Origin of the sequence: Paenibacillus sp. FSL H7-0357 (assembly GCF_000758525.1) — a bacterium.
GTDB lineage: Bacteria > Bacillota > Bacilli > Paenibacillales > Paenibacillaceae > Paenibacillus_AQ.
Genome location: NZ_CP009241.1, coordinates 3,875,925 through 3,889,451, shown reverse-complemented (window position 1 = coordinate 3,889,451; position 13,527 = coordinate 3,875,925). Strand labels below are relative to the sequence as shown.

The 13,527-nt window shown below is 45.9% G+C and carries 7 protein-coding genes; 1 reads left to right on the top strand and 6 read right to left on the bottom strand.

The genetic code is table 11. The annotated features are described in order from the left end of the window. Window positions 1-99: 99 nt before the first annotated feature. From H70357_RS16930 to H70357_RS16905, 5 genes are all read right to left on the bottom strand, one after another. Window positions 100-1,419 (bottom strand): sugar ABC transporter substrate-binding protein, encoded by a 1,320-nt coding sequence (locus H70357_RS16930; protein WP_038591815.1) that lies wholly within the window; start codon window positions 1,417-1,419, stop codon window positions 100-102. Between the two features lie 43 nt (window positions 1,420-1,462). Next, window positions 1,463-2,050, bottom strand: coding sequence for a histidine phosphatase family protein (locus H70357_RS16925; RefSeq protein ID WP_231578267.1), 588 nt, complete (start codon window positions 2,048-2,050; stop codon window positions 1,463-1,465). A 544-nt stretch (window positions 2,051-2,594) separates the two neighbouring features. Continuing rightward, complete coding sequence (locus H70357_RS34385) at window positions 2,595-9,377, bottom strand: alpha-amylase (RefSeq protein ID WP_052092075.1); 6,783 nt, start codon at window positions 9,375-9,377, stop codon at window positions 2,595-2,597. 212 nt (window positions 9,378-9,589) lie between these two features. Next, window positions 9,590-10,312: a response regulator transcription factor gene (locus H70357_RS16910; RefSeq protein ID WP_038591809.1), complete on the bottom strand. Its 723-nt coding sequence runs from the start codon at window positions 10,310-10,312 to the stop codon at window positions 9,590-9,592. Window positions 10,313-10,680: 368 nt separating this feature from the next. Further along, window positions 10,681-11,166 carry a GNAT family N-acetyltransferase gene (locus H70357_RS16905; RefSeq protein WP_038591806.1) on the bottom strand — a complete coding sequence of 162 codons (486 nt, stop codon included), beginning with the start codon at window positions 11,164-11,166 and terminating at the stop codon, window positions 10,681-10,683. A gap of 212 nt (window positions 11,167-11,378) precedes the next feature. Between H70357_RS16905 and H70357_RS16900 the strand changes: the two genes are divergently transcribed. Then, window positions 11,379-12,563: an epoxide hydrolase family protein gene (locus H70357_RS16900; RefSeq protein WP_038591803.1), complete on the top strand. Its 1,185-nt coding sequence runs from the start codon at window positions 11,379-11,381 to the stop codon at window positions 12,561-12,563. Here H70357_RS16900 and H70357_RS16895 read toward each other — a convergent pair. Then, window positions 12,560-13,519, bottom strand: a complete 960-nt coding sequence (locus tag H70357_RS16895; RefSeq protein ID WP_038591800.1) for an NAD(P)H-dependent flavin oxidoreductase — start codon at window positions 13,517-13,519, stop codon at window positions 12,560-12,562. The two genes, H70357_RS16900 and H70357_RS16895, sit on opposite strands and share 4 nt — an antisense overlap. Window positions 13,520-13,527 lie beyond the last annotated feature (8 nt).

The following is a 13,527-nucleotide window of genomic DNA, read 5'->3' as shown; positions in this document are numbered from 1 at the left end:
GTATAGGGCTTCCCAGCGATTCCGCCGCCTCATTCTCAAGTTCATCTTATACCCACTTATTCAGCGGGTAATTGCCAATTTTGTATTCTGCTTCGAAATCTATTTCTTTCCTTGTTGTTCGATACCGGCCTTAATATCAGCAACAGACTTGTCTAAAGTCTCCTTCACATCTGCGCCATCCCAAATCAATTCCAGTGAAGCAGTCGATGGTCCCCAAATTTGAGTTGCAGGCAGAATGTTCGGCATTGGCTGGGAGTTTTTAATTTGTTCGGTGAAGGCCTTTGCAACTTCATTGTTTGCAATAGCCGGATCCGAATCCATGCCGTTGCGTGCAGGAATGAGACCCGTCAATTCAAAGTTTTTCTTCGCAGCAGCTTCAGAAGTGGCAAAATGAATGAAGAGTTTCGCAGCGTTAGGGTATTGGCTGAAAGAGCTTACATAATAGGCTTTAACGCCTGAGAAGCTAATCGGTGCTTTACCATTTGGCATAGGAGGAAGCGGAACAGCTCCTACTTCAAATCCAAGTTTTTCAGTTGTAAAGTTGCTCAATTGGGAAACGCCATCCATATTGATTGGCAGCTTACCGGTTTGGAACAGGTTCGTTTTTACGTCTGCGGTAGCATCTACACCTTTAATCGGCAGCGCCTCACGCAGGCTTTGGAAAAACTTCATGCCTTCAACAGCTCCATCATTGTTCAAACCAATATCGGTTGGATCTGTGCCGTTAGCACCAAAAACATACCCGCCGCTTCCGGCAATCCATGAATAGTTATAGTAGAAATCGGTCACTTGCCACATAAAGCCGAACTTGTTATTCGCTACGTCATTATAGCCCTTGGCAAATTTGATAATGTTGTCCCATGATGCGAGATCTTCCTCTTTCACGAGGCTCTTATTGTAGTACAAGAGGTACGTTTCTACGTTACGAGGGTAACCATAGATCATACCGTCCAGTGATACGGCATCAACTAATTTTTCAGGATAATTAGCCACTGTATCTTCTGAGTAGAAATCGTTAGGAAGGACAATCCCGGAAGCAACTGCATCACCAAGCGTATTATGAGGCATAACCAGAACGTCAGCGCCCAGTCCTGCAGGGCCGTCAGTTTTCAATTTTTTACGTTGCTCCGTTGACGGTACTTCCTGGAATTCAACCGGGATATTGTATTTAGCTGTAAACTCTTTTGCAATCGCATCAAGGAAAGGTTTCTCATCTTTAGCTTCCCAGACTACTAACTTTGCGCCTGCTTCAGGAGCAAGCCCCTCTTCCCCCACGTTTTCTGCAGCTCCTTGAGTATTGTTTGCAGCAGCAGGACTTGCGCTTGACGTCGGCGTATTGTCTTTATTAGATGAACATGCACTAACAGAAAAAGCTGTAATAAGTGCTGTCAACAGTAATGTTGCTTTTTTGAATTCCATTGTGTGAAACCCCTTTCAATCTATTGTGTTTGTTGTTGCAGTTTTAATCAGACACATGAACCCCAAGATGCTCTGTATGGACTACGGCAGACTCGCATTTACCAGCAGCATTCATAACGAACTGTACGATTCCCGCATTGTAGACTGGGATGAGGTCGCCAGGGTTGGCGATTTGTTTCAAGTCCGCTGTGGACTGCCCATGCCCAAATACGACAATATGTTCGTCCGTCCCAAGTTCCGGAGCAATATGAGCATCGTAGAAGGACTGAACTCTTACTCTGACTGAGCTCGGTACTTCCGGCCATACCGGCCACCATCGCTTGCTTTCATCATGTGTATGTATGAATCGCACGTTTTGGTAACCGCTTTCAATTTGAACGCAACTCTGCCACTCGTAATCCCGATAATACGTCCAAGGCTCCAGGAACATCTCTGACATTTCAGGAACAAGAATTACCGGCAAATTACAGAACCGCGCAAGAGGCAATGCTGATAAAATCGCTCTTCGAAGTGGACTACAATAAATGACCTTAACTTTAATGTTCCGGAAGAAGGATGGGATTTGTTCGGCTTGCCAATAACCTATAGCGGACAGCTCACAATCCGCACCTCCCCCTTTCCCGATATTCATTGTCGACTGTCCATGTCGAATGACATACAGATGCAATAGTTGTATTCACCCCCTTTCCGTATTATAAAAGCTGTGAACGCTTATCACCGTGATGCAATCATAGTGAAATAAGTTTCATAAATATTTACTATCGTTTCATAATCATTTAATCATAGATATTAAGTTTTGTGAAGTGAAAAAACAACTTTTTCACCTTGAGTTAGCAAAATATTATGAATATCCGCCTATCTTGACCTTATTATCGACATGAACTCGGAATATAGTAATGCTTTTAGTGAAATATATACTAAAATATCTTTTTTTATTTCATTATTATTCATCATTTATTTCATAACAACAAATCATTATGATTCACAAATTATTGGATTTCCTATAATTTTCCATTACTGAAACTTATACAGATGGAAATATCAATGTGCAAAAGATTGCTATATGGTTTTGTTGTTCATTGACAGTGTTTCATTGAAAAGAGGTCAGCCAGAAAACTGGCCGACCTCTTTGTGTTGTTGCGGGGAATGTGTAATTCAATAATGGCCTTCCGCTATTATCTGCCGATACGTGCGAATGGTGCTGTCAATAAATCTATGTCGCCCCACTCTTTTGGAGAGTTGGAATCCGAAACCCCTGGCGTGTTCGAAGTCCCTGGATCATTTGGAAGGGTGTCCATTGGCGAGTACTCGCCTTGGTGCAGCATTATGCCGATACCTGCATTTTCAATATCCGGATTTCCGAGTGCGCTGAGAGGAATTTTCGCTTCATAGAGCGTGTCACGATTTGGATCGTGGCCAAGTGCCATGAAGTTTACAAGCTTGCTTGAATCATTAACATCATCAGCATCTTTCACGCCCCACAGGGATGTATAACCTTTGCCTTTAGCAAATTTAACGGTAATACCTGCTGCTGCGCCTGTCTTATAGTTCACTCCAGCATCGTCGACAGGGAACACACCGTTTACGGCTCTGGAAATGTAACCGGAGTGGAACATATTCGAAGCGATGTTGAATTGATAATCAGGTAGATCCAGCCCGCCCCAGAGCGGCTGATTTCCATTCTTCTTCCACATATCATTTGTTGCACCAGCACCACGAATCGTATCAATGGCAATCGTCTGCGGCATATCCATGGAGCGGATCGTTGTACCGCCTGCAGAACCAGCATTAGCAGGATCAACGATGTCTGTAACATCTATATACTGCCAAGCCAAATACAGGAACTCGTTGTCCCAAGCTGCCCACAGATGGCTAAGATCCATTGGCGCTTCATGAAGAGACCAATTGCTGCCAAGTGTACGCGGATCATCGCCGGCCATGTCAATAGCAATCAGCATGTCATCTGTCCATTCACCACTGTTAGTTCCGTCAATTGTGATTGGAGTAGTTACGCGTTTACCAAATGAAGGATTAGTGGAATAGGGCTTGTCACCACCAGGAATAACGATCGTTCCTTTCAATGTGACCACTGTAAGCTCAGCACTTGCTGCTGAGAAGTTATTTGCAGCATCGAAAGCTTTTACAGTGTAGGTATATGATGTTTCTTCAGCCAAACCGGTGTCCGTGAATGCAGGTGTTGTTGATGTTCCTGCTTTTACTGCACCACGATAGATGTCGTAACCTGCTACAGCCACATTATCTGTTGAAGCTGCCCAGGACAGACTCACCGTTGAAGTTGTCTTACCGGTCGATATAAGACTGGCTGGAACGCTTGGCGCCTCTGTATCGGTTCCGGCTGAAGTTTCAATGATTACTTCATTGCTGTTAGCAGAGAAATTATTTGCAGCATCACGAGCACGGACTTGGTACTTGTAAGTCGTACCTTCCGTTACCGTGCTGTCGATAAAAGTTGTTACATTCACCGTAAATGTCTCCGTGCTTGTACCAGCCTTACGGGTAATTTGATAATCTGCTACGCCAATATTGTCAGTAGAGGCACCCCAAGACAAAGTGATCGTCTTAGGAGTTCCACTGCTGAGATTGCCAGCCAGGTTAGCTGGAACTGAAGGAGCAATCGTATCTACTCCCACCGGTTTCTCCCCAAGCTTCACTTGTCCTGCAGCATTATTGTTGCCAGGAATGTAAATATTGTCGCCTGCGTTGAAGAAGTAGTTCTTCTGATTGTTGGTGTCCCAAACATTGCTTCCGTTATTGAAACAAGCTTCCAGACGGCTAGCGGTTCCAATATCAACAGTTATTTTTTTGTAGCCAGGGTTCAACGAATCATTCTCCATCTTCACACCTGGAACGGATGTCCAGGTACCACCCTCGGCGCGATAATGAATGTTTACATTTGTCCAGCCCTCTTTGTAGTAGACGGTAACCTTATTTCCTGGCTTTGGACCTTCCGGTTTACCAGCGGTCACTTTACCTGTGTCATAGGTATTGTCGCCTATATTGAAGAAATAGTTCTTTTGATTGTTGCTGTCCCATTGACCGCTGCCATTGTTGAATGCTACCTCTGCTCGTGTTGCCAATGAGGTTCCCAGGTCAATCGTGTGCACAGCATATCCCGGAATTACAGAATCCTCCATCTTCACACCAGGACTGGCTGTCCAGTTGCCACCTTCAGCGCGGTAGTGAATGTAGGGAGTTGCGTATCCCTTTTTGTAGTAAACCGTAACGGTGTTGTCTGTGCCTTGTTCAGACGGGTTAGTCTTAACGCTGAGCTCGTTACTTGGATCGGAGGTTCCGCCGGTTTGGCTTCTGGCAATAACTTTATAGGTATACGTTGTTTCTGCAGTCAAGCCTGTGTCCTTATAAGTCGCTGCTGTAGCCGATCCAACCTTCACATTGTTACGGTATACGTCGTATCCGGCAATTCCGGAGCTGTCAGTGGACGCATTCCAAGTCAATGTTACTGTCTTGTCTGTCTTTACAGAACTAGCCAGGTTCGATGGAGCCGTCGGTTTAGTCACGACACGCGGATCTGTATCGGACCAAGCGCTTCCGTCATACCAGCCTGTTGCTGTTCTGGTGAATCCAGCTTGGTTCTGAGCAGGCACTTGTTTACCTGTGCTGTCTTTAAAGATAATTGTAGCTTGTTCAGCTTTGTCGAAGCTGTAGACATACCAGTCTCCGCCAGCGCTTGTCATAGCTGGAGCTGTAGCCCAGGTTGGGTCATTGTCCTTAGGTGCTGTGTCGTAGAAGTAAATGGAAGGTGTTCCCCATCCAGCCGGTTTCTTGAGGTAAACTTCCAGCTTGGCGTTAGGATCACCCTTAGTAAAATCGTGCGACGCCGTACCTTCGCCATTTTCATTCGTGGCGTACATCTTCAGTGTTTTCTTGTCATTAATGGCCATGTCTGCGCCAATTGTGATTGTTGTTCCATTGGTAAATGCAGTTCCGTTAACCGGATCACTGCCATCCAGCGTGTACTTGCCGCTGTCCGCATTCTTGATCGAAAGCGTTACAGAGGTAGTTTCGGTTTTGAATTTACCGCCTGCTGGTGAGGCCGTCAGAACCGGGAACTTTTTGTTTACGCCAACATTTTCAATCAGAATAACGCCGTTGGTTCCAGCAGTGAATTTGGCCTTGCCTCCGCTTACAACCACTTCGTTCTGCGTGTAAGTATCGCGTACCGTAGTGCCATCCGGGAAGATGCCGGATACATTCACATCCACAGTTCCGGAAGCTCCTGTAGCCACGACTACTTTATCCAGAACATCATCCTTCTCATAGGTGCGTGAGAACGTATACGGGCTGTCTGCAATTTTCTTATGAGTTCCTGCACCTACTGCAATGTGATTGTTTCTGAATTGCCCAATCTTCTGCCAGTGTGACAGAACACCTTGGTTAATGCCGCTCCAGTTCATGAATGAGCGCGTACCCTGATACGGGTCAGAGCCAGTAGCCCCGAACGGTCTTGCCGTTTCATCTCCATAGTACGTCTGCACTCCGCCCGGAAGAAGCAGAAGCGCGGTGCCTGCCTGAATCAAGCCTCCACGGGTGTACAACCCTTTATCGTGGGAAGAAAGATAGCTGAGCATATTATAGTTAGGCAGATCTCCATTTAATTCACTTGCATATCGGGAGAAAAGGCCTTCCAGGTCACTCATATTCGCACCTTGGAAAGAAAAGTTGATTAAGGAATCAAACCCGTTATCGAAATAAGTGCTGTCTCTTCCAAGGCCTTGACCCCAAACTTCCCCTGTCATCCAGAAGTTATCTGTCCAATCTGCTCCCGGTTTCGACGGGTTATTCTGTCTCCATTTCGCAAGCGCACTACTTGCGCTTGTCTTGAGTTCTTTCCATTTGTCTGCTTGAACATGCTTCGCAGTATCAATACGGAAACCATCAACTCCGAATTCTTCGACCCATGAAGACAGCCATTTGATCATGTAATCCTTAGGGGCGACATTCAGATCTTTGCGGTATTGCTTGGCAGCCGGAACGATCCAGTTGTCGTAACCGCTTGTTTCTTTGTTGAACTTCGTCTTCAGTAGCGGCGGCAAACTGGTACCACTAGTGGATTCGGTCTTAATATCAGGCAGGAACCCTACACACAGCGTCTGATCGTTGCTGCCGCATTGATCGTAACCCGCAATAGTGTTGGCGCGAATCCAACTGCTGCCCCACCAGGAAGCCCATGCACTGGAATTATTTGTGTTCATAATGTTGTTGTGCGTGTGCCAGTTCTGGCCTTGGCCTTTATCCGGAGTCCAGTTTCCGGCGAGTCCGCCGCGGTCACCGTATCCGTATTCCGCCATATCCACAAGTGTCGGATAAGCGACATGGTTCATAACCACGTCAAGGACAACACGAATTCCTTTGGTATGAGCGAGGTCAACGAACTCGCGCATTTCATCAATGGTGCCCATACTCTTGTCCATCGCAGTGAAATCAAGTGCATAATAGCCATGGTAGCCATAGTGAGCAAAGTCACCGTCTTTACCGCCTACCCAGCCGTGCATTTGTTCCCACGGAGCCGAGATCCATATTGCATTTGTACCCAAATCTGTGAAGTAGCCTTCTTCCAGCTTCTTGGTCAAACCTTTAATATCTCCACCGTGGAATGTACCCACATTCGAGCCCCAAGCATCAGTCTTAGGTCTGCCATAAGCGCCGTCATTGCTGGTATTACCGTTATTGAAACGGTCTGTCATGACGAAGTAAACGTTTGCATTATCCCAACTGAATAAGCTTGCTTCTTGCTGCTGCTGTCCACCGTTGCCGATTTTCACGACAGCAGGAACACTATATGCTGAATTCTGTCCGATTGTATCTACAGCCTTGACTGTGTAGGAATACGTTTTGTCATTCACTATAGTGTTGTCTGAATATGCTGTTCCCGTGGCTTCGCCTTTTAGCGTACCGTCACGGTAAATCTCATATTTCACAACATCCTTGTCATCCGTGGAAGGACTCCATGTCAGGTTGACAGATGTTGTGCCTATTGCTGTTCCCTTCACATTCGTTGGCGCAGTTGGAAGCTGATCTTGCGTTCCTCCGCCGCCGACGGTAACAGTAGCCTCAACGCTGAAGCCTGATTTCTGTCCGATTGTATCTACAGACTTAACCGTATAGGCGTAGGTCTTGTTGGCTGCTACTGTTGAATCGTTGTAAGTAGTGCTGGTGGATTCACCAATGAGAGCGCTGTCACGATAAACCTCGTATTTAGCAACTCCCTTGTCGTCAGTAGAAGCTGTCCAACTCAGATTTACAGATGTAGTGCCTACTGCTGTTCCTTGTACATTTGTTGGTACTGTAGGGGCTTGATCGGTTGGAGTTGCCACATCTGGTACCCATACCGATACAGAACCCTCTTTAACCTTGAATGTACCATTACCGCTGGAGCCGATAGTTACTTTATCAGAGAAGTTGCCTGTGATATCTTTCCATTGTTCACCGGCGTGGCTTGTTCCCACATACATCGTTTTCGATCCGCCGGCACGGTCTGTCATGACCGTTGCCAATCCGGAGTTTGGTTTGGAAGCCAAACCTTCACGAGTCCAGCCGATCATGTCATCACTATCAAGATAGTCGTTTTGTTTACCGTAAGCGTAATCCTTGCGTGCTTTCAGAAGCGGATCAAGCTTGCTCTTCAGCGATTTAATTTTTCCTGTTCCAGGACCAGCAGTGTTGCTGCTTCTGGTTCCATAGTAGTCACCATAGAATACTGAAGGATAACCTTCCTGTCGTGTCAGAGTGTACGCATAAGCAAGCGGTTTAAACCAATCAAGAACCTGTGCGCCATGAGCATCTGAACGGTCAGGCTGCGTATCATGATTTTCAATGAAAGTAACGGATTTATCCGAATTTGTTCCCGTCAATGTTCCGCTGGCCAGGTTGCGCATGCTATAACCTCCGTTGGAACTGGAAGCTGTCGCAAAGTTGTTGCGGAGCGGGAAATCAAATAAGGACATGCTTTGATTCACTTTGCCCAGGTAGGAATTCAATTCAGCTGTACCACCGATAAATTCACCGACAGTGAACAACTCTTTACCTGTTTTGGCACGGGCATTTTCTACAAACTCCTTCATGAAGCCGTATTTGATATGTTTAACAGCATCTAGTCTGTAACCATCCAGACCCATTTCGTTGACATACCATACGCCCCATTTTTTTATTTCATCTGCAACTGCAGTGTTGTCATAGTCAATGTCGGTACCCATCAGGTAGTCATAGTTACCGTTCTCGGTGCTAACTTCCCAATCCCATGCTTTGTCTGGAAAGCGGTAAATTTTATCGTAGTCACCTGAACCGTCAAAATGCGTCCAATTCCATTTGAAATTGGAATAGGCATTGTTGCGGCCATCAAAATTGTATTTTGTCCAAACGTTTGTATTAAACTCGCCAATCGTCTGGTTGCGGTTGTTGCCCTGTACTTGTGTCACTTTAATGTTCTCGCTTTGATCGCCGCCCAACATATGGTTGACAACGATATCGCCGTAGACTTGAACATTGTTGTTGTGAAGCGAGCTGATCGCCGATTTCAGTTCAGCTTTTGTACCATATTTGGTACGTACGGTTCCTTTCTGGTTGAATTCACCCAGATCGTAGAAATCGTAAACGCCATAACCAACATCGTCGGTTCCCACATGGCCTTTATAAGCAGGGGGTATCCAGATTGCCGTGATCCCCACATCGCTCAGATTAGCTGCTTCGGCAGCAAGATGGTTCCAATGTCCACCATCCTTAGGTGTATTCCATTCGAAAAACTGCATCATCGTGTTATTAACCGGCGCGTTGCTGGTTGTTGCAGACGCTGCTGTGGACGGTGCTGTCGGGGTCACTGTGGCCGCTGTTGCTTGGCCCGCTGGCAATACTGCAACGCTCCACAGCATTGAGCAGAGCAGCATCATGCTTAGAAATACTTTGCAACTCTTTTTCACCATTAGCTTTTTTCTCCTCCTGTACCCTTTGGTATGAAAACGAGTATGTGATCCGTAAACCAGCAAGGTATATACTGCTAAAAAGCTGGTTTTTTGCGGACTGCAATCGTTTGCATCCAAGTCCATCTTACCAACGTATGTTAAAGTCTAGTTAAAGTAATGAAATAAGTTTTTTTAGCAAAGTCTTAGATTATTCGATAAACGGTGTTTTAATACTACGCATCCATGGATTCCATCAATAGTGAAACCGATCCGTTAAATTTATAGCCGGCACCTCTGACAGTATGAATATATAGCGGTTCACTCGGTTTTTTTTCAATTTTTTGCCGCAATTTATAAATATGGACCATGACGGTTCGTATGTCCCCATGCTTAATGTCTTTCCAAATAAGATCGTATAAGGTTTCGGTGTGGAATACTCGATTCGGGTTCTTTGCGAGAACAACAAGGAGTCGGAATTCTTTAGAGGATAAAGAGACTTCCTTGCCATAGACCATTACTGTGTGGGTAGTAGGATCGATCTGCAGGCCTGGATAAACAATTAAATGACGTTGATTAACAGGGAAAGCCCGTTTATACCTGCGGAGGTGTGCTCTGATCCGGGCGAGCAATACCTCAAAGCTGGAGGGTTTGGCAATAAACTCATCTGCCCCCCGGTTCAAGGCTTCAATCCTAAGATAATCTTCGGTATGATGACTTGTAATAAGGACTGGTTTATCGCTGAATTTACGCAATTCCGTGCATAAGTTCAAGCCGCCCGCCCCTGGCATTGACAGGTCAAGAATAATTAAATCAGGATCGTGAGAATGAATGAAGCTTACCAATGCTTGTCCGCTGTGAGGGTATCCAACAGCTTCATATTCATGCTCTAGTAAGGATTGAACCAATATTTTGCGAGTTTCAGTATCATCATCAATGATTATAATTTTTTCCCGCATTCAATTTTCTCCTTTCATAAGATTTGTAAGCGCTTTCTTAATAATGTTGAAGAGACAGCCAACTTCATTTCCAGGGTGGTCGTTTGTTGGCCTATTCCTAATTTAAACAATAGTTAAAAACAATCTTAACCTCTTGTAGATATTAACATTACTAGGTGAACTTTAGAGCGTGTACAAAGTACTGTTATTTTCATACAAAAATATCATATGCTGTGGTATATAGCAACTATATAGACCACAATTAAGATTCTAAGGCGTTTTTTCTATTCGAATAGGCAGAGAGAAGATCCTGGAGAAATTGTATAAAGGCTTCTGTATCGGCCTTCTTCTCTTCCCGGTAATGCACCATGGTCCATTCTCAGCTCAACTCATCTTTTATATTTTCGTAATGAAAGCACTTCACAGGGCAAGCCTGATAGAGTTGTTGAACTTATGCAGGTATACCCGTGTTCAACATAAAACCTCCTTAAATTTTGATAGCTGGCAACTAAGGAAATATGTATTTCTGTACAATCGTTGTTAAATAATTCATTTTCTGAATGCTCTAATAATAACCTTCCGTAATTTTCACCTCTGTAGGATGGGAGGATAGCCAGTCTATCAATAATTCCAATCTCTCCTTCCTGCCGGGTGCCTATGGTCCCTATTGGTTCATCATTCACAAATAAAATCTTAACCGTTGAATTGTTAATTCTGGTTATTGCCATCCTTTCCGTTTCAAACGCAACATGATTGGGATATTCTGTTTCTGATACCTGAAGTAATTCGGTTCGTCTTTTAAATGATTCAGTAATAATCTTTGATACGGTTATGCCATCTTTGACGGCGGCTTTTCTTATCTCTGGTTGCTTCATGGATCTTCACCTCAATAGTGGATATTAGGAAGCTATATAGATTGAATTTAAAATTTTCCCATTTTGGCTAGGACGTAACTACGGTGAATATTTGGACTTCCGGCCGCTGTTGTCCCCAGATTTCTTGATTTAGCCCGTTGTATGCGGTGGAAATCCGGTGACAAAGGCGGTCGCTATCGCTCCTACAGTTCCAAAATTCCCCTCCGCTACTTTTGCCCTTTTGTGTAGTTATTAAGTTCGTTCTATCTCGTCTGAAGTCTACGAGATGGCCTTTAGACGCCGGTAACGATGACTGGTTTTACGGGGTAAACCGGAACTATCTTGAGGGACTCGTTGATTACTGGATTCACGAGTTTGACTGGCGCAAAGCCGAGAAAGCGATCAACGTCTATGAACATTATAAAGTAGACATTGAGGGAGTTTCTGTGCACTTTATGCGTAAACCAGGCGTAGGACCAGACCCTACACCCTTAATTTTGTCTCATGGCTGGCCCTGGACATTCTGGCACTGGTCCAAGGTCATTGATCAGCTTGCGGATCCTGGCGCCTTCGGAGGCGATCCAGCCGAAGCTTTTGACGTAATCGTCCCCTCACTTCCCGGTTTCGGATTTTCGACGCCACTGCCGGACAACCCGGATATGAACTTTTGGAAAATTGCTGATCTCTGGCATACACTCATGACAGATATCCTCGGCTATACTAAATACGCTGCAGGAGGATGTGATGTAGGCGCTCTCGTGACAGGTCAACTGGGACATAAATATCCAGATGAGCTCTATGCGATACACATTGGGTCAGCGCTGAAACTTAACTTCTTCAACGGGGAGCGCGCTTGGGATTTCGCAGGAGGCCGTCCTATACCCGGCAATATCCCTGAAGACATCCGGAAGGGGATTCTAAATCTGGATCGCCGTTTCGCATCGCATCTCGCCGTACATGTCCTTGACCCAGCCACCCTCGCCTTTGGACTAAGCGATTCGCCCGCAGGCATGCTCGCTTGGATCTTGGAACGCTGGGCAAGATGGAGTGATAATAAAGGCAACGTTGAGAATGTTTTTTCCAAGGACGACATCCTTACACACGCAACAATCTACTGGGTTAACAACGCCATCGAAACCTCAATACGCGTCTACGCCAACGCCAACCGCTATCCGTGGACACCCGCTCATGATCGCTGGCCTGTCATTGAGGCACCAACCGGTATTAGCTTCGTGGGCTACGAAAATCCGCCAGGGATCACAACCGAAAACCGCGTACAGAACTTCCTGGACAGCGATCGCGCTCCCTGGTATAACCATGTCAATATCACAGCCCATGCAGAAGGTGGACATTTTATCCCCTGGGAAATCCCGGACAAATGGACCGAGGACTTGCGCCGGACTTTCCGTGGACGCTAGCTTCCCCATTTTCCGCGAACCTTCTCCGCCTCTTGGACCATTCTATTGATCAATTCGGCGACGGTTGGGATATCATGGATCATGCCGGTCACTTGACCTGCCCAACCGAACCCCTCTTCTTCACAATCCTCATAAATCCAGCGTTTGTTGGCTTCACCGCTAATATATTCTTTTAATGCTTCATAGGTGGGGGTTACGCGCTCGATTTCGAGAATTTTCTCCGTGTAGGCACTTCGCAATACCCTGGCCGGTGAATGGATAGAACGTTTGATCACTGTTGTATCTGCCTCCGAACTCTCAATCAAGGCTTTTTTGTAAGAGGCGGAGGCGTCCACACATTCCTGAGTGGCGATAAAGCGTGTCCCCATTTCAATACCTTCAGCACCAAGGGCATGGGCAGCCATCCAGCCCCGGCCATCCCCAATTCCACCTGAAGCAACGACGGGAATTTGAACAGCATCAACCACTTGCGGGACAAGCACCAGCGTTCCAACATCATCACGCCCTAAGTGCCCGCCGCCTTCCTGCCCGACAACAATCACCGCCGATGCGCCCAGCTGTTCCGCTTTTTGAGCTTGTCTTCGTGAGGAAACGAGCACCAGTGTTTTTATTGCCGTGGGTTGCATCATCTCTAATATCGCCGTAGGATCTCCACCAGTGATCGTCACAGCGTGGACCTTCTCATCAATAGCAGTCTGGACCCGATCCCTATAGTTAATATTATGGTTGCCAATAGCAAAATTGACACCAAAGGGCTGGTTCGTCAGGGTGCGCGCACGCTCAATTTCCGAGCGCAAGGCATCTGCATCCGGGAGACTCATAGCGGTAATTTGGCCTAATCCCCCTGCATTTGAAACCGCAGCCGCAAGATCTGCATAGGCTAAATAGGCAAGTCCCCCTTGAATAATAGGATATTTAATTTGTAATAATTCAGTTACCCGTGTAGCCCATTTCATCATTATCT

Bases quoted from the DNA above. Each gene is read 5' to 3' on its own strand.
- H70357_RS16925 (WP_231578267.1), bottom strand. From the start codon at position 2,050: ATGAATATCGGGAAAGGGGGAGGTGCGGATTGTGAGCTGTCCGCTATA.
- H70357_RS16930 (WP_038591815.1), bottom strand. From the start codon at position 1,419: ATGGAATTCAAAAAAGCAACATTACTGTTGACAGCACTTATTACAGCT.
- H70357_RS16905 (WP_038591806.1), bottom strand. From the start codon at position 11,166: ATGAAGCAACCAGAGATAAGAAAAGCCGCCGTCAAAGATGGCATAACC.
- H70357_RS34385 (WP_052092075.1), bottom strand. From the start codon at position 9,377: ATGGTGAAAAAGAGTTGCAAAGTATTTCTAAGCATGATGCTGCTCTGC.
- H70357_RS16895 (WP_038591800.1), bottom strand. From the start codon at position 13,519: ATGAAATGGGCTACACGGGTAACTGAATTATTACAAATTAAATATCCT.
- H70357_RS16910 (WP_038591809.1), bottom strand. From the start codon at position 10,312: ATGCGGGAAAAAATTATAATCATTGATGATGATACTGAAACTCGCAAA.